This is a genomic window from Desulfotruncus arcticus DSM 17038 (assembly GCF_900113335.1).
In the GTDB taxonomy this organism is placed as follows: Bacteria; Bacillota; Desulfotomaculia; order Desulfotomaculales; family Desulfallaceae; genus Desulfotruncus; species Desulfotruncus arcticus.
The window spans coordinates 128470-149976 of the sequence record NZ_FOOX01000001.1; the positions used below are offsets into that span (position 1 = coordinate 128470).

A 21507-nucleotide genomic window follows, 5' to 3' on the forward strand; every position below is an offset into this window, starting at 1 on the left:
CTAATGTATCATTGTAACTACTCAGCATCTGGAAATAATCAGTAGTATGGAGTCGGAATGAGAGAACCGGCTTGGTACATTCTGATTACTGACTACCTAAATAGTATCGGAGGTTAATTGTGGACGTTATTACAACCCATACCAACACCGATATGGACGGGTTTGCATCCATGGTGGCGGCTCAAAGGCTTTACCCTGAAGCAGCTATGATTTTGCCGGGGAAACTTGCCAGGAATGTGGAGGAATTTCTCTCTCTGCATAAAGACGCCATAAGTTTTTACAATGCCAAGCAAATTGACTTGAAAAAAGTTAATCGGATCATCCTGGTGGATACAAAAAGTCCGCGCCGGATTGGCCCCATCGGGGAGATCGCAAAAACGAGCGGTGTCGACATACATATTTACGACCACCATCCACGGGCAGACGGTGACTTGCATGGATCATTGGAACAGACGGAAATTGTGGGGGCAACCGTAACTCTGCTGACAGAAAAGATCAGAGAAGCCGGCTTGCCCGTCTCACCACTGGAAGCCACCATATTTTGTCTCGGGATCTATGGTGATACCGGCTCGCTGATGTTTACCAACACCACACCCCGGGATGTCGAGGCGGTTGCCTATCTGTTAAAGGCAGGGGCCAACCTGGCGGTGGTTTCGGACTTTTTGGGGCGTCCCATGACAGAGGAGCAAAAAAGCTTATTTAAAGATCTTCTGATCAACGCGGACAGACACCAGATCAACGGTGTCAAAGTGTTAATGACCCGTGCTAAAACAGATGAGTTTATAGTCGGGTTGGCCATGATCACTCATACAATCTCTGAAATAGAGCGGCTGGATGTCGTTTTCGTGCTGGTTGAAATGGAAGACCGTGTTCATATCGTCGGCAGGAGCAGCATTCCCCAGGCCAACGTTGGTGAAATACTAAAACATTTCAAAGGTGGCGGCCATGCCGGGGCAGCTTCGGCAACAGTTAAAAACGGCGATCTTGATGAAGTAGCCTGGGAACTCCTTGATGTCATTTACAGCAGTATCAGGCCACCGCTTTGCGCGGCAGGCATAATGACTTCGCCTGTTAAAACAGTGGGTCCTGACATGAGTATAGCAGAGGCGGGCCAAATTATGCTGCGCTACGGCCATACCGGCTTACCCGTGGTCAAGGGCGAAAAGCTAATCGGTGTCATATCCCGCCGCGATGTGGAAAAAGCCAATCACCATGGACTGGGGCACGCGCCGGTAAAAGGCTTTATGAGTGCAAGAGTGGTCTCTGTTCCGAGCGACATGCCGGTTTCAGAGATTCAGGATCTGATGATCAATCGCGATATCGGCAGGGTGCCTGTTGTTGATGATGACGGCAGGCCGGTCGGTATTGTTTCCCGGACGGATCTGCTGCGCACGCTGCATGGAGAGATTCAGTCCCGGCACCGGATAGTGTATAACAATGGAAACCATATTTCCAGGCGCAATATCAGCTGGATTATGCGCCGCAATCTATCAGCTCATGTTTGGGGCATCCTGAAAGAGGCAGGAAAAATTGCATACGGCCTCGGTTTTAAATTATACGCTGCCGGCGGCATGATCCGGGATGTCATGCTTGGTCAAAACAGTATTGACATAGACCTGGTGGTGGAAGGGGACGGAATAAAGCTGGCCACGGCTATGAGCGAGGCTTTTCAGGTAAAAATAAGGAAATACCAGCAATTTGGCACGGCGCAAGTTATTTTTTCTGAGGACTTAACCATAGATATCGCTACGGCCCGGGTGGAGTTTTATGCCTATCCGGCCGCTCTGCCGCAGGTTGAAAGTTCCTCATTGCACCAGGACCTTTACCGACGTGATTTTACCATCAACGCCATGGCCGTTTGCTTGAATGATAAAAAGTTCGGCAGCATTGTTGATTTTTTTGACGGGCGTGATGATCTGGATCAAGGCTTGATCAGAATTTTACACAACCTGAGCTTTATTGAGGACCCCATTAGAATTCTTCGGGCAATCCGCTTCGAACAAAGGTATGGTTTTGAAATTGAAAAGCAAACACTTAATTTTTTAAAGGAAGCGGTAAGGCAGGAAGTGCTGGCAAAGGTTACTCCCGAAAGAATTTGGGAGGAGTTAAAGCATATACTTGTGGAAAAGGAAGCAAGCCGCATGCTGAGGCGGCTCGAGGAACTTAAAGTGTGGCCGTTTATTTTCCCCGGTGTCAATTACTGGGAGGTCGATCCAGTATTAAGGGATCTGGCTGGCTCTGTCGACCTGATTAAGGAATGGGGCTTCTGGGTGCCCACAGAAAAGTGGCTGCCATACTTAATTGCACTTTTGCACTGGTCCAATCCGGAAACAGCCAGGCAGATTTGTGAGCGCTATCATTTAAGCAAACGTCAGACGGAAAAAGCCCTTGCCGCACTGTACGGTTGGCGTGAAACAGTGGCCATGATCTGGAAGTCACCGGAAGACGTAAAGCTGAGCCAGCTGGCCAAACAGCTTATGACCATGCCCAGGGAGTCGTACCCCATGCTGCTGGCTATTCTGGAGGAAGACTGGATTAAGGATCGTTTTAGACAGTTGCTGAATACCATAATGGATAGCAAGCCGTCTATTAACGGAAAATATATTAAGAGCCTGGGTTACCGTCCGGGACCGGTTTTCAAGGAAACCCTGGAAGCCCTCTGGCAGGAGCGGTTGGACGGAAACATAGTTAATGAAGCTGAAGAAAAAGATTTTGTGCGTAAATACCTGGCCCGGCTTACCGAAGGAGCTGTGAAATGTTAAATTTCCCTAGCCTGCAGGATATTTTATTGTTATTGCCGGCTATATTGGTCGGCCTGACCGTTCACGAATATTCGCATGGTCTGGCTGCCGACCGGCTGGGTGACCATACGGCAAGATATCAGGGGCGCTTAACGTTAAACCCGCTGGCGCACATAGATCCGGTAGGCTTTTTGATGTTGATCCTGTTTAAATTTGGCTGGGCCAAACCCGTCCCCGTCAACCCCTATAACCTGCGGGGCGATCCGGCCCGGGGCATGCTGCTGGTAGCTCTGGCCGGTCCGGCCTCCAACCTGGTGCTGGCCTTTCTGTCGGCAATTCTCTTGGGAATAGGATTAACCAAATTTAATGTGTATTTTCATTACATGGTGCTTTATTCTCTGCAGATAAATGTTGTACTGGCAGTTTTTAATCTGATACCGATCCCCCCTCTGGACGGCTCGAAAATCCTTGCCGGCTTGCTGCCCGGCCAAAGTCGTTTGATTTACGGGATGGAAACCTATGGTACGATAATATTGCTTTTATTGATGTTTACAGGCGTACTGGGGAAAATCCTTTGGCCGCTGGTGAGTTTTATAATCCAAGCCTTTATGGCCATAGTAACAATATTTTAGCAAAGGAGAAACATGATGCGTATTCTGTCAGGTATTCAGCCTTCGGGCACGCTGCACCTGGGTAATTATTTCGGCATGATGCATAGAATGATCAATTATCAGGCCAATAACGAACTTTTCTGTTTTCTGGTCAATTACCATGCTCTGACTACTGTTTTCGACGCAGGGCTGTTACGGCAGCAGACTTTTAACGCTGCTTGTGATTTTCTGGCTCTTGGCCTTGATCCTGATAAATCGGTATTTTGGGTGCAGTCGGACGTACCGGAGGTTACCGAGCTAACCTGGCTGCTTTCCAATGTGGCAGGTATGGGTCTGCTGGAACGCAGCCATTCTTATAAGGACAAAATTGCTAAAGGCATTCCGGCCAGCCACGGTTTGTTTGCCTACCCTGTGTTGATGGCCGCGGACATCCTGCTTTTCGGCGGGGAAAAAGTCCCGGTGGGCAAAGACCAGAAGCAGCACCTGGAAATAGCCAGGGATATCGCTATCAGATTTAACGGCACATATGGGGAAACCTTTATCATTCCGGAACCCGATATAGAAGAAGACGTTGCTGTGGTGCCGGGCATTGACGGCCAGAAAATGTCCAAGTCCTATGGCAACACCCTCGAAATTTTTGCTGATGAGAAATCCCTGCGCAAGAAAGTCATGAGCATCAAGACCGATTCCACACCGGTGGATGAGCCGAAACCGGTGAAGGATAACCCGCTGTTTGATCTTTATGCACTCTTTTTAGATGAAAAGGGAAGGGCGGAACTTGAAGAACGTTTTCTCACCCCCGGTTTGCGCTACGGAGATGTAAAGAAAGAATTGTTCGGCGCCATCTGGGAACATTTTGCCCCCTACAGGAAAGAGAGGGAAAGGCTGGCAGCAGATAAGCAATTTGTATTGGCTGCTATGAAGAAAGGTGCCGCTAAAGCCAGAGCGGCAGCGGCGCCGTTTTTAGAAAAGGCCAGACGCAACGTTGGACTGGATTACCGGAACCAGGCGTAAGAAAACTGCTAAAGAAGCTAACCAATAATACTGCTGCAGATGTTGCAGCAGTATTATTAATTCCGGCTCCTGACTTCTGGCTCCTAAATAGCTACGCATATTTTAGCTGAATCAAAGGCAAAATACGGTAAGGGGCTTACGTATGTGGCTGCTGATTTTTTTTCTTACTATTGTTGGATTTTTGGCGTTGGCGTTAATTTCGCCTGTGCAAATTAATTTCAGATATGTTTTAGATAAAGGTAATATAGAAGCGCCGGACGGTGTAGTAGAACTTTCTTCTCCGGGGACCGGTGTTCAGATAAAACTACTATGGGGCTTGATCAAATTTCGCCTTCGACTGTCTTCCGCCAGTTTGGGCTACCGGGCCCTGAAACCGATACTAAAGCTGCGTGCTCGGATTACCGGTCGCCAAAAAACCATGGCCAGGAAAAAAGCCCGCATAACTCCCGAGCGAGCCCACCAGCTTTACAAACTGGCAGTTAAAATTTATAATGCGACATTACCTGCCAATAAATATTTTCTAGGGGGCGTTACTGTGCACAGGTTTTCCTGGCGCACCGGTATAAGCCTATTTGAAGCTGATCAAACAGGTTTGGCTGTGGGTGGTTTGTGGTTTGTAAAAAGCAACCTTTCAGCTCAAATATATCGCCTGATTAAAAAACCGGCTCCGCGTCCGGAACTGGAAGTGCAGCCGCTGTTCAAAGATCAATTAATATTATGGGTACGGTTGAATTTTGATTTTAGCATCAGAATGAGCCGAATGGTGGCGGCAGGATTACTGGCCGCATGGTTATACCTGACTCAACGCAGGTCTTGAAATGGGAATATAATTCTTGGGTCGCCACGTCGCTATCGCTTCACGCGATGACAGAGCAGTGTTTATGAAATCTGGTTTCCAAATTTTACTATATTTTAAAAGAATAATGATATGTTCTTGTATATTTGGCTATGCCCCCGGCAATATTACAGTAAAAAGCTTGGGGGTAAACTATAAATGGAACAGCATCCCATCGAAGGCTTAATGAAAACGGCCATGGAAAGCATAAAGGAAATGGTTGATGTAAATACGGTGGTTGGGGAGCCGGTGGAAACACCTGACGGTAATATTATTATTCCCATATCTAGAGTAACCTGCGGTTTTGGCGCCGGTGGCGGGGAATTTGAGATTAGCGTCGGGCAGAGCGAGGAGGACAAAGAAGGAGAAAGCCCGTTACCTGCATTCGGCGGCGGCAGTGGAGCAGGAATGTCGGTTAAGCCGGTTGGTTTTCTGGTGGCAGGCAACGGTCAGGTACGAATGCTTCCCGTTGACGGCAATGCATTATATGACCGCATGCTGGAAATGGCGCCGCAGTTAATAAACCAGGTGCAGGGCATCTTTGAGCGCAGGGCTGTCAGTAAAAAAGAGGATAAAGTGAATAAAGACCCTATTGATTATATTTAGCGGATAAAATAAATAAAAGGCTTGCATAGGCAGGCCTTTTTATTTATTGCTGAAACTTTTTCCGTGCCTTGGAATATAATAAAGAAGACTTGGTTCAGGTGGGATTTTTGACCCCATCTGAACCTTAGTCGCACTTATTTCGAGCTTACAGCCTGTTAATCCCCGACCGAAGAGGGCGGGGTTTTACAGGCTGTGCAAAGATGAACAACGGAATTATTTGACCTCCAAAGGAGGATGAAGTTTTGAAAGTAATTATAGTTGGCGGTGGCTGGGCCGGCTGCGCAGCTGCATTTGCCGCCAGAAAAGCGGGCGCGGAAGTGCTGTTAGTGGAAAAAACGGACATGCTCTTAGGAACCGGCCTGGTGGGCGGGATCATGTGCAACAATGGCCGGTTTACCGCTCTGGAAGAAGCCAGGGCGATGGGCGGGACGGAATTCATTGCTGTGATAGAATCTGTAGCAAGGCACCGGGCTATAGATTTTCCCGGACATAAGCATGCCATGCTTTATGATGTTACTAAAATTGAGCCGGCTATTAGAAATTTTTTAATTGGCTGTGGAATTAATATCAAGCTTCAAACCAGGCTGACGGAAGTTTTTGCCGAGGATGGGTTTATTAACGGTATTGTCACTGCCAACAATGAGATGCTGCGCGGCGATGTTTTTGTAGATACCACGGGTTCTGCCGGCCCGGCCAAATACTGCACCCGTTACGGTACCGGCTGCGCCATGTGCATACTCAGGTGCCCGACCTTTGGCCCCAGGGTGAGTTTGACCTCCAGGGCAGGTCTTCCAGAAATCAGAGCCGGGGAGGGCTTCCCTCAGTTTGAGGCGATGAGTGGCTCGTGCAAATTAGAAAAAAACTCACTGGAGCCCGGGATTGTAAAGGATTTGGAGCAGAACGGTTTTCTGGCGATTCCGCTGCCGCCCGGTTTATATAAGGATGAGCTGCTGGGTGGCAAGGCCTGTCAGCAATACGCACTTACTGAATACGCCAGAAACTTAATCATCCTGGATACCGGGCATGCCAAATTAATGACACCGTTTTTCCCGCTGGAAACCTTAAGGACTCTGCCCGGGTTTGCCAACGCCCGTTACGCTGATCCTTATTCCGGTGGGCGTGGTAATTCGGTTCGGTTTATGGCAATGGCCTATTGCAATGATGCGCTGCAGGTGGAGGGCAGCAATAATTTATTTTGCGCAGGTGAAAAGACGGGCCCGCTGGTGGGGCATACTGAAGCTATAGTGACAGGTTTTTTGGCCGGCCGCAATGCGGTTCTGCTGTTGTCCGGCAAGGGCCTGATGGTTTTGCCGGAAACAACAGCCGCCGGGGATATCATTGGCTTTATGCACCGGGAGATGAAGCAGCCTGAAGGACTGGCTAAAAAATACACCTTTTCAGGGTCTGTTTATTTTGAAAGGATGAAACAACAGAATCTTTATTCTACAGAGGTTAAAGAAATTCATCATAGGATACGGAAAGCTGATCTATATGGCATAATTAATGATAAGGTTAATTAAAATAGAAAAGGAGTGCTATAAAAGCGCATATATAAAGCCATTCCGGGTAACCCCCGGAATTTTTTTCATATTTTGGACAACCCGATCATACTCTTGTAATAATTATGTTGCGGGGGAACATAGAATGGTCAATTATATTTGGTTTGGCATGATTGCCATCGGCGTGCTGGTGGCAGCATTTAACGGGCACATTGAGGTTGTCACCAAGGCTGCTTTAGACGGAGCACAATTTGCGGTGCAAACATCTATTGACCTGGTGGCGATAATAACATTTTGGCTGGGGATTATGAAGCTTGCCGAGGCGGCCGGCTTAGTCAGGGCACTGGCTAGAGTGGTGCAGCCGATCACAAATTTCCTCTTCCCCAGCGTGCCCAGAGAGCACCCCGCAATGGGTGCTATTATCATGAATTTAAGCGCCAATATACTGGGATTGGGGAATGCGGCAACACCGATGGGTTTAATTGCCATGCAGGAACTGCAAAAATTAAACCATGACCGCAAGACCGCGTCTGATGCCATGTGCACATTTTTGGCACTGAACACCTCCTGTATCACCTTAATTCCAACCACCATCATTGGGATCAGGCTGATATATGGTTCCACCAATCCCACTGAAATTGTCGGGACTACAATATTTGCCACGGCTGCGGGCATGACCATGGCCGTGACGGTAGACCGGGTATTGCGCTCCATTTACAGGCAAAGGAGGTAGGGCGGATGTTTGGCCTCGTTTCTGATCTTTCCCGCTGGGCTATACCTGTTGTGTTGTTGATGGTCCCCCTAATCGCCATTATCAGAAAGGTGAATGTTTTTGAAACCTTTGTGGAAGGCGCTGAAGCCGGGTTTGAGACCGCAATTAAAACCATTCCCTATCTTGTTGCCATGCTGGTGGCCATCAGCGTGTTCCGGGCTTCAGGGGCGCTGGATATTTTAGTGGGGGCGTTTTCGCCGGTGTTGAACCTGATAGGTGTACCCGCCGAAGTGCTTCCCCATGCGGTAATGCGACCGCTTTCAGGCGGGGCGGCGCTGGGAATTGCCACAGATATAGTTAAAACCCACGGACCCGACAGCTTTATCGGCCGGCTTGTTTCGACCATGCAGGGGAGTTCAGATACCACTTTCTATGTACTCACTTTGTATTTCGGCTCGGTAGGCATTTCCCGCTATAGATACTCCATTATCTCCGGCCTGGCCGCGGACTTTACAACACTTGCCGCTTCAGTTTACGTATGCCACAAGGTTTTTAGTTAGCTAACAGATTATTCCAGGTGCCTGACACAGCTGGTATCTTTACCGGCTGTTTTTTATTTTGCCGCAAAAAGTGGTAAAATGTAACCGGGTGATGTTATGGAGCGCCTTCAAAAGTTTTTAGCCCGGACGGGTATGGCATCCCGCAGGCACAGCGAGGAAATCATTGCCCAGGGCAGGGTGAGGGTTAACGGCAAAACGGTTGCCGTACAGGGTCTGAAGATTGATCCTTTTAAAGACAGGATTGAGGTTGACGGCAAGCCTGTCGGCAGACCGGAAAAGAAGATTTATATTGTTCTAAACAAGCCGCCTGGTTATGTTACAACTGTTCAGGACCCCAGGGGGCGCAGGAAGGTTACAGATCTGCTTAAAAATATCAAACAGCGTGTCTATCCCGTGGGGCGACTGGATTATGACACCGAGGGATTACTTTTGCTTACCAATGACGGTGACCTGGCTTATGCTATGACCCATCCCAGTCACGAAATTCCCAAAACCTATCTTGCCCGCGTTCGTGGAGTTCCCGCCGGCTGCAAGTTAAAAGATTTAGCCGGGGGAGTGGTATTGGACGACGGGCCGACGGCTCCGGCCAAGGTGCGGCTGCTGGGTGAAAAAGGGGACGACGGGCTGCTGGAAATAACTATTCATGAAGGCAGGAACCGGCAGGTCAGGCGCATGTGCGAGCATATCGGGCATCCGGTTTTAGCATTGCGCAGGGTTAGCGTCGGCCCTTTAACCATAGGCGGATTAAAACCGGGTGAATACCGTATCCTTGGTTTTAAAGAAGTCAGCCGGTTAAAAAAGGCCGCTAAAGTAAGTGATTATCAAGACTAGGCAGGAAATATCCAGCCGGGGTAGAAATTAGTAGAAATTAATTGACAAAATGCGCCCCGGAGGTGTCATACAGCGATGGATATAAACGATTATGATGAGAGTAAGGGACTCAGGGTAAAAATCAGGCTTGACTTCAAGGGACAGGCCAAACCAGGCCGTTTTCTTTTTGGTGGAAAACAGGTGGACAAAGCAGCTGAAGAAGCCCGGGAACATCACGTGGCTTTATTAAGAAACGTTCCGGTTCAGGGCGTGTACATCGAAGATATCGACGTGAGCATAGAGGTTTATACGGTCTGGGACGATATTGCCAATGCGGAAGTTGCTTACGCGCCTGTAGTGTTAACTGTTAATGCAGAAAATATTGAAGACTTGCTCAGGTTTATAGCCCGTGAAGAATTCCGGAAAATAGATGTGCAGGAACCGGGCCGGATTGTTTTAAATCGTAATGAATTGGAAAGGTTATTGTTTAAAATAAATGGCGAAATAAAAAATTATGTTGGACAGCTGGAAAGAAAATATAACTTGCGTTAATAATCACTGCCTGCACGGCATATATCATCTAGAAAATGAAAGGATGATGTTTCCGTGCGAAAAGATTTTCTGTTTTGGGGCGCCAGGTTTGAGCGCTGGTTACTGCGAACGGTTGTCCTGTGTGCGGTAATGCTGGTTGCGGTCCAATGGTTTACCAAAGACCCGGTTTTGCAGGCTGTAAGCAGGGCCGGCATTGATACCAATGACTCCATTGAGTCGAGAGAACCAAGTTCGGCAGCACCAAGTGCTGCCGAACTTGAGCACCTGATTACTTTTCAATTATTAGAGTATTCAACTTTACCCATGGCAGAAGTGGTTGTTAACGGCCAAAAGGCGGCGGCTTTCGCAGAACGCTTTGTTACCGTACCGGTAGCGGACGGTGATGTTTTGGAAATTGATACAAAATTTTACCACCGGCCGGTATCAGTTAAAGTTTTGGATACATATGGGGGAGTTAAATGGCCCAAGGTCGACGACACCTTTAAGATAGAAGGAACAGTTAAAAAGCTCGGTACTGTTATTTTAGAAGATGCCGGCAAGGATTAACTATAAATTAGAATGTGCGGAGGTGGGGAAATGTCCCCCGTTGGTAGCAGGGATGTGGCCAGGGCAGCAATAAGGATGGCCTTAACCGAGAGCAGGGATCAGGAAAAGGAAATGAAAGCACGCTTTATGAAAGTAGCTATAAAAACCGCTGCTGTTGACCATGGCGGTGATTTTATCGCTTCGGTTAATAAAATTACGGAACGGGCGGTGGTGGCAGCCAAGCGGGAAGGTGTGATCAGGGAAGTTCATGCGGATGAAGGGGCGGTTGCCGGTGCTACCAGGGAAGCCCTAAGCCAGATTATGACTAAAGCACTTGGTTTGAATGTAGGGGGTAAAATAGGGATCGCCAGGTACCAGGATCATATCAGCGTGGCCGTATTTTTTGGGGTGGGCCTATTGCACCTGGATGAGGTTGCCATAGGTTTGGGGCACCGGGCGGTTTCATCTTAACGGGGGATAGCAATGCGTGGTATCAGGGGAGCGATATCGGTTGAAAAGAATACGCGGGAAGCCATGGGCAAGGCCACCAAAAAGCTGCTGCTGGCAGTGATGGATGAAAATAAGCTTAAAGCAGAAGATATTATCAGTGTTACTTTTACTCTGACCAAAGATTTAAATGCAGCCTTTCCTGCGGCATGCGCCAGGGAATTACCCGGGTGGAATTACATACCGATGCTTTGCGCTGTGGAAGTTGATGTTCCCGGCAGCCTGAGCAGTTGTTTGCGGGTGCTGGTGCATGCCGATATCGAAGCCGGGCAGCGCGAAGTCAAACACGTATATCTGGATGAGGCAGTTAGGTTAAGGCCGGACTTGAAAGAGTAAATTGAGGAGTCAGGAGCAACTATACATCTGGGGGGCGCAGCAATGTCAGGGACAGGCTACAGGCTTGCGGGCAGGGATATTAAAACTGAACATACCGTTGTAAAGTTGAAAAATTGCTCAATTGGTGGGGGGAACCTGTTTATTATAGCCGGGCCGTGTGCGGTTGAGGGAGAAGAAATGATCTATGAACTGGCCCGCTTGCTGAAAGATATGGGAGTGAATATGCTGCGGGGCGGCGTGTTTAAACCGCGTACATCCCCATATTCTTTTCAGGGTTTACAATGGGAAGGCCTAAAAATATTGTCCGGGGCGGCAGGTAGTGTCGGTCTGCCGGTAGTGACAGAGGTAACCAAAATTCAAGATGTTGAAAAGGTTTGCCGGTATGCGGATATGCTTCAGATCGGCAGCCGGAATATGCAAAATTTTGGTTTGCTGACTGAGGTTGGCCGTTCCGGCTTTCCGGTGTTGTTAAAAAGGGGCTTGTCGTCAACCATTGAGGAATGGCTGATGGCGGCGGAATACATCCTGCTGGAAGGCAATGGACAGGTTGTCCTCTGTGAGAGGGGCATCAGAACCTTTGAGCTCTACACCCGCAATACTTTTGATATTAATGCCATACCCGCGTTGAAGAGTCTCACCCACCTGCCGGTTATCGCCGACCCCAGCCATGGTACCGGACGGAGTGAACTGGTAGCCCCGGTGAGCCTTGCCGCAGTGGCGGCCGGCGCCGACGGTTTGATGGTAGAGGTGCACCCAAATCCGGGACAAGCCCTGTCTGACGGCGTTCAGTCGCTGACCCCGGAAGCAATGAAAAGTTTAGTTCAAAAAGCCCGTAATTTGCATAGTATGGTAAAGATAGCCCCCCATGCCATTAACGCGGCACCGGCAGAGGACGAATAATTAGTCAAGGATGGCAGGGGCGGACGACCCTGTCCGTACGCACAGCCCGGATAATACGATCTTGCGTGCACAGGCAAAGAGTGTTAATATCTTATTTTCGGAAGCCAAAAATAACCAAATAGTCCGCAAGCCATGTAATTACAAGGACTTGCGGACTTGTTATTTTGCGAAGAGTTGTAGTGTAATTTTAGTGTTTTTTGGTTTTCCCGAAATTTTTTTTGATTTCTTGAAGTGTCATGGCTTTTCTGCCAAAATCCGTACCGAAAACAGCATTGCACTCATCCGTGACCTCGTCGGCAAAATCAAACAACCATAAATTTTGATCCAGGTGACTGCATGCTACATTCTGTAGAGTTTCTGTTATTTTGGATATGGTATATTTGCCGCCGAGTCTCATTTCAACGATTCTTGCAATCAAAAGGGCGATAAAACAGATGAGGAAATGCGCATTGATATGTTCATTGGTACGAAGGTATACCGGCCTTGTACCGAGGACGCTCTTAGTTACTTTGAACGATTCTTCTATGCGCCATAGCCCCCTGTACATTTCAATGATATGTTTATCTGCATCGTCAAGCTCGCTGGTCACAATGGCATAATATCCGTCATATTTTTCCTCGTCCTCAATCTTCCTGGTGTCAAGCATAAGGGCGTCTTCTGTGTTCATTATTTCCCCGGTTTCTTTGTCGATTTTGAGGTTTTCAATATATCCGGCGGCACCGTAGTCAAATGTACGCCGGTATTTTGCAGGGTTTTCTATCATCTTGACTGCCTTGGCAATCGCTTCTTCCCGTTTATGCTTTGCCCTAGCGGCATATTTTTCACTGTAGAATACAATCCATTTCTGTTCTACGGTTTCTTTCTTTTTGATTTTTTTCTTCCCGATTTGCTTCACCGTCACATTGATTTCTGCATCAGGGACAAGCTTGGACTTTAACTTATAACTGTCCGTGAGTTGCCGGTACCCTGTTTCGTCAAGCACCCACTGCTTGAAATCTTCGCTTGCGCCCCTGACGCTTTTGCTGTAAATATACCCATCCCCAAGTACAGTGCTGTAAGCTATATTGTCCCCGCTGTTAAGCCCTTTGTCCGCGACTGTTATTATCCGCCGTACGCCGAATTTTTTCTTCATTTCTGTCAGGACTGGCATAAGCGTTTGTGAATCGTGCGTGTTTCCGGGGAACAGTTTATATGATATAGGCAGACCGAGCTTGTCAAGCAGCAGCCCCATTTGGACAATAGGGTCTTTCCTATGTTCCTTCGATGGCCCTTTCTTTCGCAGATCGTCCTGCCTGTCTATTTCGAAGTAATAGTTTGTGACATCATAGTAGACAATGTCAGTATCCCGCCCATAGTGCGCTGTAACCATTTCGTGAAGATGCTGCTGCAATGCGCCAGACATCTTGTCGAAGTGCGTAAGCGCGTCATAGACATCGTCAAGCGAGAACTTGAAATTGTCAAAGAAACGTTTTTTGTTTAGTACCGACGCCCTTTTTGAGCCGGGGTATAAAAGTCTTGTGTATACAAGCAGGCGCATAATTGCGTCTGTGTTGAAAATGAAGTTTTCGTGCCTGCGTGCATTTTTTAGGAATATATCTATTTCTAGCTCGTGATATATCTCGCTGAAAATGATATACCCGTAGTTTTTGCGGTTTGCGTCATTGCGGTCAATTTGGCCGGTCATGTCAATGGTGATGGTCACGCTCTTTGCTGCCTGGCGCTCCTTATCCATTGCCGCCGCGACTGCTGTGAAGTGGGCAACGGGGTCGTCATATTCCTTTTTTAATTCATCAAGATAACCAACCTTTTGAACTGTTTTTTGTTTTGACTTTCCTTCCTTGTTCCGGTACCCCTGCACTATGGACAAATATGTCCTGCCTGTCTGCTTCGAGTAGGTTTTTCGTAGATACATATGCGTAGCCCCTTTATTCTGCTATTCTATCTCATTACACATATTTACACAACACATATTCGCAAAAACTTGACAAAAAAATTAAGCCCGCAGGCCTTGGCTTCCTTTGCTTTTTGGTTCACCCTCTTTTTTCAATGCTTCCGAAAAGACGGATCTTGCGTGCACAGGCAAAGAGTGTTAATATTACCTTGTAGAATGGTTAATTGGTAGTATGGTTGGCGGTAGCATGGCAACCGGTGCAATTTTATATCGCACCGGCCAAAAGGAAAGGGGACACACCGCAGGAATGTCCCCAATGTAATCAATTAGTACGGTAGAACGGTAGGGGGCGGTATATATGTTTACATAATCACTCCCACGGGGAGTTTTTTGCTTTTTTAAGTTTAATTTTTAAGATAAATATGGGTATTTTAAGCTTAATGGAAAGGGGATAACACTGGGGGAATGTCCCCAACTAAGGAGGAAAAACAAAAATGATTGTGGTAATGAACCATAATGCTGCTCAAATTGATATAGATCGCATTTTGCAAAAACTTACTGATGCGGGTTTTCAAATTCACCTGTCCCAGGGGGTTGAAAGGACCATCATCGGGGCTATTGGAGATAAAACCCGGTTAAGTGATCATGCCCTGGAAGCAATGCCCGGTGTGGAAAAGGTCGTTCCCATCCTGCAGCCCTACAAACTGGCCAGTAGGGCATACAGGAACTCTCCCACCGTGGTCAAAGTGGGAGACCTGGAAATTGGCGGTGACACTATTCAGGTCATGGCCGGGCCGTGTGCGGTGGAAAGCAGGGATCAGCTGCTGAAATCGGCGATGCTGGTTCGTGAGGCCGGCGCCACAATGCTGCGGGGCGGCGCATTTAAGCCGCGCACTTCGCCCTACTCCTTTCAGGGCCTGGAGGAAAAGGGGCTTGAGCTGCTGGCCGAGGCGAGGGAACTTACGGGTTTGCGCATTGTAACCGAAGTGATGGATGCCAGTACCATTGAACTGGTAGCCAAATACGCAGATATATTGCAAATCGGCACCCGCAATATGCAAAACTTTTTCCTGCTGCGTGAAGTGGCCCGCTCCGGCAAACCGGTATTATTGAAAAGGGGCTCTTCTTCAACCATTGAAGAATGGCTGTTAGCGGCGGAATATATATTAGCCGAGGGCAACCATAACGTTATTTTGTGCGAGCGGGGAGTGCGCACCTTTGAAAGCTACACCCGCAATACCCTTGATTTAACGGCGGTGCCGGTGGTTAAATATTTAAGTCACCTGCCGGTAATTGTTGACCCGAGCCATGCTATCGGCAAATGGCGTTTTGTTGAACCCATGGCCCGGGCTGCCATTGCAGCAGGGGCGGACGGACTGCTGATAGAAGTGCATCCCAATCCTGCCGAAGCTCTTTGCGACGGCCCGCAGTCACTGACTCCGGAAAATTTCCAGGCATTAATGCAAAACATTGGTGCCATAGCTGAAGTTACCGGGCGTAGAATAGGAAAAATAAAATGATCAACCGCTGTGCTATCATCGGAGTTGGGCTGATGGGGGGCTCAATGGCCCTTGCCTTAAATGAGCGTAAACTGGCTCAAACAATTGTCGGCTGTGATATCAACAAAGAAAACATCAAGATGGCTCTGGCTGCCGGTGCCATCCATGAATCTGCCGGACTGGAAGCCGCAGTCCGCAATGCTGAACTGGTGCTCCTGGCGACACCGGTTGGCACAACCACAGCTATTCTCTGTGAAATAAAAGATTACCTGAATCCGGGAACTGTTGTTACCGATATGGGCAGCACCAAACAAACAGTGGTAGAGCAGGCTGAGGAGATTATCCAGGGTGGCTGGTTTGTTGGCGGGCACCCCATGGCGGGCGCTGAAACTTCAGGGTTCGACGGAGCTGACCCATACTTATTTGAAAATGCCTATTATTTGTTAACGCCGACTTGCGCAACCAACCCCAGTGCCCTAAATTTTGTCCGTCAGCTGGCTGAGGCCATAGGGGCACTGGTGGTGGAAATGCCCCCGTCGCGTCACGATCTTGTGGCTGCAACGATCAGCCATTTGCCGCACCTTGTTGCCGCGGCACTGGTGGATGCCGTGGCGTTGATGCCGGACAGTGAGGGTGCGCTGGCTTTTGCAGCCGGCGGCTTTCGTGATACCACCAGGATCGCCGCCGGCAGTCCGGAAATGTGGAGAGACATATTTTTATCCAATCACGTAAGGGTTCTGGATGCGCTTGGTTTTTACCGGCGGGCTATTACTGAAATGGAACTGGCAATTAAAAACCGGGATAGTGATAAAATATACGAAATATTATCCCATGCCAGCAATCTAAGAAAAGGATTGCCGGTGAAATCAAAGGGGTACCTGCCTAATATATATGAGGTTGTGGTTACCGTACCGGACCGGCCGGGTATCATCGCCATGCTGGCCGGCCTGCTGGGAGATGCCGGAATCAACATTTATGAAATAGAAATCTTACGGGCCCGGGAAGGTTACGGGGGAACCATCAGAATTGGCTTTGCCACACCGGAAGAGCAACAGCAGGCGATAGAATTGCTGCAGCAAAAAAATATCAGGTGCCGCCGGAAAGGTTAGTGATCAGCATGGATGAAAAAATTACTCCGGCTAAAAGGTTGCAGGGTGTTATTAATGTACCCGGTGATAAATCGATTTCACACCGTTCGATAATGCTGGGCGCCCTGTCCCGGGGAGAAACCGAAGTTGAAAATTTTTTAATGGGGGAAGACTGTTTATCAACCATACGAATTATCCGGGCACTGGGCGTGGAAGTACTGGTGGACAACAATCTGGTAGCTATTCGAAGTGACGGGCTGGAAGCGCTCAGGGAACCCGTAGATGTCCTGGACGCGGGAAATTCCGGCACCACTATGCGGCTGATGTCCGGCATTTTGGCCGGCAGCCCCTTTTATGCAGTAATTACCGGTGACGATTCGCTGCGCAGCCGCCCCATGGGGCGGGTGATCAGGCCTCTGCTGGAAATGGGAGCTGAGATTATGGCCAGGAATAATAATTTACTGGCTCCCATAGCAATTAAAGGCGGAAATTTGAGGCCGATCAATTACGAGTCGCCGGTGGCCAGCGCCCAGGTAAAATCCGCTGTACTTCTGGCCGGGCTATTTGCGCCGGGCTGTACTACGGTTATAGAACCGAACCAGTCCCGTGATCACACGGAAAGGATGCTCAGACATTTTGGCGCCAGGGTGGCGGTTGACGGCACGCAGGTAACGGTCTGGGGCAAGCCCGGCCTGACAGGCAAAAAAATAATCGTTCCCGGTGATATTTCATCAGCCATGTTTTTAATAGTGGCCGGTTTGATCGTCAAGGACTCTGAAATTGTCTTACCCAATGTTGGTGTCAACCCCACGCGAACCGGTGCGCTGCAGGTATTAAAAGCAATGGGCGGCGACATAACCCTGCACAACCTGCGTGAAATAAACGGCGAGCCCATCGGGGATATCAAAGTACGCAGCAGTGGTTTAAAAGGCACTGAAATAGGCGGGGCCATAATTCCCTACCTTATTGATGAGATACCGGTTCTGGCTGTTGCCGCGGCACTTGCGGAAGGAGATACTGTTATTTCGGATGCGGGTGAGCTGCGCCACAAGGAATCGGATCGAATTGCCACCGTGGTTAAAATGCTCAGGGCTTTCGGTGCAGGTGTTGAGGAATTTACCGACGGTTTCGTGGTACATGGTGCAAATAAAATAACCGGAGCCGTTAGTGAAACTTCTGCTGATCACCGGCTCGCCATGTCCGCCGCGGTGGCCGGACTGGCGGCGCAAGGGGACACCGTTGTCAGGGGAGCGGAATGCGTCCATATTTCTTATCCCGGGTTTTTTAACACATTAAAAAAACTTGCCGTGTAATAATAACCTGAAAGGCTTTAGCCTTTTCAGGTTTTTTTTATAAAATAAAGGATATTCACGTTACATGTCGAATATCTTTCCAGTATTCTTTGGTATTCATTACTTTTGGAGAGAACTTTATGACCCCCTCTGTATGTATTGCCATTGATGGCCCGGCAGGTGCGGGCAAAAGCACTGCGGCCAAAATGCTGGCCAGTAAACTGGGCTATGTATATGTAGATACAGGCGCCATGTACAGGGCTGTAACTTATCAGGCACTAATGGATAAAATAAATATGGATGACACTGGGGCGCTTACCCAAATCGCAGAGACGATAGATCTTGCGTTAAAGGTGGACGCAGGTGGCCGCACCAGGATCTTGATAGCCGGAACGGATGTGACGCAACAAATCAGGTGTCCGGAAGTGTCGAACAATGTTTCTTTGGTTTCACGTATTCCAGGTGTCAGAAATGTACTGACCCGGCTGCAAAGAGAACTGGCCGCGCAGGGCAGTGTAGTGATGGAAGGCAGGGACATAGGAACCAAGGTTCTACCTGCCGCAGATAAAAAATTTTTTTTAACCGCCTCTGTTGAGGAAAGGGCGCGACGCCGTTTCCTGGAGTTGCAGCAAATCGGATACCAGGTTAAATATGATGAAGTCATACAAGATATTATTTTACGTGATGAAATTGATTCCAATAGAGCTTTAGCGCCCCTGAAACCTGCACCCGATGCAGTTATTGTCGATTGTTCCGGGCTGACGGCAGAACAGGTGGTTGATACATTACTGTCCATTGTTTCAGGAGGCTAGTATTAGTGCTTTACGGGTTTGCAAAATTTGTCTGCAGAGCAATACTGCTGCTCCGCAGGTGGGAAATTACCGGAAACGGGCACCTGCCCCCCGGTCAGGGCATGATCGTTGTTGCCAATCATGTCAGTTACTGGGATCCTGTGGTAGTGGGCTGTGCCCTGAATAGAAGAATATACTTTATGGCCAAGGCAGAATTATTCGACATTCCCGTGCTTGCTGTTCTAATTAACAAGCTCGGCGCTTTTCCGGTCCAAAGAGACGGTGCCGACCGTTCATCAATCAGGAGGGCGTTGGAATTGTTGGATGCCGGCAAGGTAGTAGGGATTTTCCCTGAAGGCACCCGGAGTAAAACCGGTGAATTATTAAACCCCCACATGGGTGCTGCCATGTTAGCCATAAAGGGGGGGGTGCCATTATTGCCGGTGGCGGTCAGCGGCACCAGAGGTTTTTGGGGCAAGGTCCGGGTCAATTTGGGACAACCAATAAACACATCCGCGTCCAACCGTCGTAAGGTTTCAAGAACTGAGTTAGCTGAATTGAGCCATGATGTAATGGAAGAGATAAAACATTTATTGGTTGATATCGAGAAGTAACGGTAATAAAGCAGCGGTGAAAAAGATGGATCTGAGAATTGCTTCCACGGCAGGTTTTTGTTTTGGAGTCAAGAGGGCGGTGGAGATCGCCAGGAAAACCCGTCATAACAGGGATGGACCGGTCTACACACTGGGGCCGCTGATTCATAACGACAGGGTCACAGGTGAATTGGCCAGGGAAGGTATTACCATAGTCAATGAGCTTAGTGAAATAAAAGTACCTGGCACAGTCATCATCAGGTCTCATGGCGTGGCTCCGGAAATAATAACCGAAGCGGAGCGAAAAGGACTGGTAGTTGTAGACGCCACCTGTCCTTTTGTGCGAAAAGTTCAACAAACTGCCCGCGAGCTGGCTGAAAAAAACATACCTGTAATTATCGTCGGTGATCCGGAACACCCGGAGGTTAAAGGTATCGTCGGGTGGACCGGAAAACAGGGGGTTGTTGTCAGGGATGCCGGTCAGGCAGCAAAGCTGGATAAATATGATGAGGTGGGCGTAGTAGCCCAAACCACCCAGCGCCAGGATAACCTGGAGGCGGTGGTGAATGTTTTAAAGGGTACCGGATGCCGGGTACAAGTGTTTAACACAATTTGCCTGGCCACATCGGAGAGGCAAAAAGAAGCTTTAGAATTGTCAAAAAGCGTTGATTTAATGCTGGTTATTGGAGGAAGGAACAGCGCTAATACGGCTAAGCTGACCCAGATTTGCAATTCCGCCCAAGTTCCGGTATATCAGGTTGAATCAGCTGGTGAAGTTAAATTTGCATGGCTGAAAGATATTGAAAAAATTGGGATTACGGCGGGCGCATCAACACCCGGCTGGATTATAGAGGAGGTCTGTTGTCGAATGATGGATTTTGAGGAAATGAAAAGTAATGAGGAAACAGTGACTGAGGAGCAGGTTGAAGAAAACTCTGCAGGAGCCGAACAGCAAGAAGAGCAGCATAATATGGAAGACGCCATGGAAGTTAAAAACCTAAGGCACGGCGAAATTGTGAAAGGCGTCGTGGTTCAGGTTAATCAGGATGAGGTTTTGGTTGACGTTGGAGCCAAATCCGAAGGTGTTATTCCCATCAGAGAGCTTTCCTGTTATAATGTCGAATCCCCCACCGATGTTGTCAATGTGGGTGATGAAATAGATGTTTATGTTTTAAAATCAGAAGATAATGAAGGCAAAGTGGTGCTCTCAAAAGAAAAAGCCGACGCTGAAAAAGCCTGGTCCAATCTTGAAGCACAGATGGAACAAGGCGACGTGATTAAAGGCGTTGTGCGCGAAGTAGTTAAGGGCGGTCTGTTGGTTGACCTCGGCGTAAGAGCTTTCCTGCCGGCCTCACTGGTGGAAATGGGTTACGTTGAGGACCTCAGCAAGTACCTGAATACTGAAATTGATGCCCGGATTATCGAACTAAATCGTCCCCGGAGAAAAGTCATCCTTTCACGCAAGGCGGTACTGGAAGAAGAATATGCCCGCAAGCGTGAAGAACTGCTGGAAAATCTTACTGAAGATCAGGTTGTTAAAGGTGTGGTAAGAAGACTTACCAACTTTGGCGCTTTTGTGGATATCGGTGGAGTTGACGGTTTGCTGCATATCTCGGAAATGGCCTGGTACCGCATTAATCATCCTTCGGAAGTAGTTCAGGTTGGTGACGAGCTGGAAGTAATGGTACTTAGAGTAGACCGCGAAAGCGAAAAGATTTCGCTGGGTCTGAAACAAGTACTGCCCAACCCCTGGGATAACGTTGAACAGAATTACCCCGAGGGGGCTATAGTAAACGCCAAGGTTGTGCGCCTGGCCCCGTTCGGAGCGTTCGTGCAGCTTGAACCGGGTGTGGAGGGACTTGTCCATATATCCCATTTAGCCGACCGTCACGTGGAAACTCCTGATGAAGTTGTTCATGAAGGCGAAGAAATAAAGGTCAAGGTGCTTAGTGTGGATAAGGATGAAAAAAGAATCCGCTTATCCATCAGGGAAGTTGACCGGGAAAAGAGCAAGAGCAAACCCAGGGAACAAGCCCCTAAAAAACAACAGGAAAGCCCGGCTCCGGTTGTCAGTGATGGTGGAACGGTAACCATTGGCGAAATGGTTGGCGACATCTTTGATGAGAAGAAGTGAACTCGTTCAGC

At 48.5% G+C, this 21507-nt stretch carries 21 protein-coding genes; 20 read left to right on the forward strand and 1 reads right to left on the reverse strand.

Annotation, left to right across the window (positions count from 1 at the left end; genetic code table 11):
* Window positions 1-119 precede the first annotated feature (119 nt).
* The 14 genes from BM056_RS00625 (at window position 120) to aroF (BM056_RS00690) (ending at window position 12208) form a co-directional block, all read left to right on the forward strand.
* Complete coding sequence (locus tag BM056_RS00625; protein ID WP_092467682.1) at window positions 120-2762, forward strand: CBS domain-containing protein; 2643 nt, start codon at window positions 120-122, stop codon at window positions 2760-2762.
* The gene (locus tag BM056_RS00630; protein WP_092467684.1) at window positions 2756-3373 is read left to right on the forward strand and encodes a site-2 protease family protein; all 618 of its coding nucleotides are present in this window, start codon (window positions 2756-2758) and stop codon (window positions 3371-3373) included. Before BM056_RS00625 ends, BM056_RS00630 begins: the two co-directional genes overlap by 7 nt.
* A gap of 15 nt (window positions 3374-3388) precedes the next feature.
* Window positions 3389-4366 (forward strand): tryptophan--tRNA ligase, encoded by a 978-nt coding sequence (trpS, locus tag BM056_RS00635; RefSeq protein WP_092467686.1) that lies wholly within the window; start codon window positions 3389-3391, stop codon window positions 4364-4366.
* Window positions 4367-4508: 142 nt separating this feature from the next.
* Window positions 4509-5183 carry a DUF2953 domain-containing protein gene (locus BM056_RS00640; protein ID WP_092467687.1) on the forward strand — a complete coding sequence of 225 codons (675 nt, stop codon included), beginning with the start codon at window positions 4509-4511 and terminating at the stop codon, window positions 5181-5183.
* 177 nt (window positions 5184-5360) lie between these two features.
* Entirely contained in the window at window positions 5361-5807 is a 447-nt protein-coding gene (ytfJ, locus tag BM056_RS00645) for a GerW family sporulation protein (protein WP_092467689.1), read from the forward strand.
* Window positions 5808-6049: 242 nt separating this feature from the next.
* On the forward strand, window positions 6050-7327 hold the full coding sequence (locus BM056_RS00650; protein ID WP_092467691.1) for an FAD-dependent oxidoreductase: 1278 nt from the start codon (window positions 6050-6052) through the stop codon (window positions 7325-7327).
* A 124-nt stretch (window positions 7328-7451) separates the two neighbouring features.
* Entirely contained in the window at window positions 7452-8039 is a 588-nt protein-coding gene (locus tag BM056_RS00655) for a nucleoside recognition domain-containing protein (RefSeq protein WP_092467694.1), read from the forward strand.
* A 5-nt stretch (window positions 8040-8044) separates the two neighbouring features.
* Window positions 8045-8578, forward strand: a complete 534-nt coding sequence (locus tag BM056_RS00660) for a spore maturation protein (protein WP_092467696.1) — start codon at window positions 8045-8047, stop codon at window positions 8576-8578.
* A 96-nt stretch (window positions 8579-8674) separates the two neighbouring features.
* Window positions 8675-9409: a pseudouridine synthase gene (locus BM056_RS00665; protein ID WP_092467698.1), complete on the forward strand. Its 735-nt coding sequence runs from the start codon at window positions 8675-8677 to the stop codon at window positions 9407-9409.
* A 75-nt stretch (window positions 9410-9484) separates the two neighbouring features.
* Entirely contained in the window at window positions 9485-9940 is a 456-nt protein-coding gene (locus BM056_RS00670) for a hypothetical protein (RefSeq protein WP_092467700.1), read from the forward strand.
* A 54-nt stretch (window positions 9941-9994) separates the two neighbouring features.
* Entirely contained in the window at window positions 9995-10486 is a 492-nt protein-coding gene (locus tag BM056_RS00675; RefSeq protein ID WP_092467702.1) for a hypothetical protein, read from the forward strand.
* A 30-nt stretch (window positions 10487-10516) separates the two neighbouring features.
* Window positions 10517-10936, forward strand: coding sequence for a HutP family protein (locus BM056_RS00680; protein ID WP_092467704.1), 420 nt, complete (start codon window positions 10517-10519; stop codon window positions 10934-10936).
* 12 nt (window positions 10937-10948) lie between these two features.
* On the forward strand, window positions 10949-11308 hold the full coding sequence (gene aroH / locus BM056_RS00685; RefSeq protein ID WP_092467706.1) for a chorismate mutase: 360 nt from the start codon (window positions 10949-10951) through the stop codon (window positions 11306-11308).
* Between the two features lie 42 nt (window positions 11309-11350).
* Window positions 11351-12208, forward strand: coding sequence for a 3-deoxy-7-phosphoheptulonate synthase (gene aroF / locus BM056_RS00690; protein WP_092467708.1), 858 nt, complete (start codon window positions 11351-11353; stop codon window positions 12206-12208).
* 187 nt (window positions 12209-12395) lie between these two features.
* On the opposite strand, the gene BM056_RS00695 is transcribed toward aroF (BM056_RS00690), so the two are convergent.
* On the reverse strand, window positions 12396-14120 hold the full coding sequence (locus tag BM056_RS00695) for an IS1634 family transposase (RefSeq protein ID WP_092467710.1): 1725 nt from the start codon (window positions 14118-14120) through the stop codon (window positions 12396-12398).
* A 473-nt stretch (window positions 14121-14593) separates the two neighbouring features.
* On the opposite strand from BM056_RS00695, the gene aroF (BM056_RS00700) reads away from it, so the two are divergent.
* From aroF (BM056_RS00700) to BM056_RS00725, 6 genes are all read left to right on the forward strand, one after another.
* On the forward strand, window positions 14594-15619 hold the full coding sequence (aroF, locus tag BM056_RS00700; RefSeq protein ID WP_092467712.1) for a 3-deoxy-7-phosphoheptulonate synthase: 1026 nt from the start codon (window positions 14594-14596) through the stop codon (window positions 15617-15619).
* Window positions 15616-16707: a prephenate dehydrogenase gene (locus BM056_RS00705; protein WP_092467715.1), complete on the forward strand. Its 1092-nt coding sequence runs from the start codon at window positions 15616-15618 to the stop codon at window positions 16705-16707. The genes aroF (BM056_RS00700) and BM056_RS00705 overlap by 4 nt, the downstream gene beginning before the upstream one ends.
* A gap of 8 nt (window positions 16708-16715) precedes the next feature.
* Window positions 16716-17999 (forward strand): 3-phosphoshikimate 1-carboxyvinyltransferase, encoded by a 1284-nt coding sequence (gene aroA, locus BM056_RS00710; RefSeq protein ID WP_092468392.1) that lies wholly within the window; start codon window positions 16716-16718, stop codon window positions 17997-17999.
* 119 nt (window positions 18000-18118) lie between these two features.
* Complete coding sequence (cmk, locus tag BM056_RS00715) at window positions 18119-18790, forward strand: (d)CMP kinase (RefSeq protein ID WP_092467717.1); 672 nt, start codon at window positions 18119-18121, stop codon at window positions 18788-18790.
* 5 nt (window positions 18791-18795) lie between these two features.
* Window positions 18796-19383: a lysophospholipid acyltransferase family protein gene (locus tag BM056_RS00720; protein ID WP_092467719.1), complete on the forward strand. Its 588-nt coding sequence runs from the start codon at window positions 18796-18798 to the stop codon at window positions 19381-19383.
* A gap of 25 nt (window positions 19384-19408) precedes the next feature.
* Window positions 19409-21496 (forward strand): bifunctional 4-hydroxy-3-methylbut-2-enyl diphosphate reductase/30S ribosomal protein S1, encoded by a 2088-nt coding sequence (locus BM056_RS00725; RefSeq protein ID WP_174549923.1) that lies wholly within the window; start codon window positions 19409-19411, stop codon window positions 21494-21496.
* Window positions 21497-21507 lie beyond the last annotated feature (11 nt).

What these genes read in the sequence shown, in the direction of transcription:
- aroF (WP_092467708.1), top strand. Translation starts at nt 11,351, where the DNA reads ATGTCAGGGACAGGCTACAGGCTTGCGGGCAGGGATATTAAAACTGAA.
- BM056_RS00655 (WP_092467694.1), top strand. Translation starts at nt 7,452, where the DNA reads ATGGTCAATTATATTTGGTTTGGCATGATTGCCATCGGCGTGCTGGTG.
- aroF (WP_092467712.1), top strand. Translation starts at nt 14,594, where the DNA reads ATGATTGTGGTAATGAACCATAATGCTGCTCAAATTGATATAGATCGC.
- aroH (WP_092467706.1), top strand. Translation starts at nt 10,949, where the DNA reads ATGCGTGGTATCAGGGGAGCGATATCGGTTGAAAAGAATACGCGGGAA.
- BM056_RS00630 (WP_092467684.1), top strand. Translation starts at nt 2,756, where the DNA reads ATGTTAAATTTCCCTAGCCTGCAGGATATTTTATTGTTATTGCCGGCT.
- ytfJ (WP_092467689.1), top strand. Translation starts at nt 5,361, where the DNA reads ATGGAACAGCATCCCATCGAAGGCTTAATGAAAACGGCCATGGAAAGC.
- cmk (WP_092467717.1), top strand. Translation starts at nt 18,119, where the DNA reads ATGACCCCCTCTGTATGTATTGCCATTGATGGCCCGGCAGGTGCGGGC.
- BM056_RS00725 (WP_174549923.1), top strand. Translation starts at nt 19,409, where the DNA reads ATGGATCTGAGAATTGCTTCCACGGCAGGTTTTTGTTTTGGAGTCAAG.
- BM056_RS00680 (WP_092467704.1), top strand. Translation starts at nt 10,517, where the DNA reads ATGTCCCCCGTTGGTAGCAGGGATGTGGCCAGGGCAGCAATAAGGATG.
- BM056_RS00670 (WP_092467700.1), top strand. Translation starts at nt 9,485, where the DNA reads ATGGATATAAACGATTATGATGAGAGTAAGGGACTCAGGGTAAAAATC.
- BM056_RS00665 (WP_092467698.1), top strand. Translation starts at nt 8,675, where the DNA reads ATGGAGCGCCTTCAAAAGTTTTTAGCCCGGACGGGTATGGCATCCCGC.
- BM056_RS00705 (WP_092467715.1), top strand. Translation starts at nt 15,616, where the DNA reads ATGATCAACCGCTGTGCTATCATCGGAGTTGGGCTGATGGGGGGCTCA.
- BM056_RS00660 (WP_092467696.1), top strand. Translation starts at nt 8,045, where the DNA reads ATGTTTGGCCTCGTTTCTGATCTTTCCCGCTGGGCTATACCTGTTGTG.
- BM056_RS00640 (WP_092467687.1), top strand. Translation starts at nt 4,509, where the DNA reads ATGTGGCTGCTGATTTTTTTTCTTACTATTGTTGGATTTTTGGCGTTG.
- BM056_RS00695 (WP_092467710.1), bottom strand. Translation starts at nt 14,120, where the DNA reads ATGTATCTACGAAAAACCTACTCGAAGCAGACAGGCAGGACATATTTG.
- aroA (WP_092468392.1), top strand. Translation starts at nt 16,716, where the DNA reads ATGGATGAAAAAATTACTCCGGCTAAAAGGTTGCAGGGTGTTATTAAT.
- trpS (WP_092467686.1), top strand. Translation starts at nt 3,389, where the DNA reads ATGCGTATTCTGTCAGGTATTCAGCCTTCGGGCACGCTGCACCTGGGT.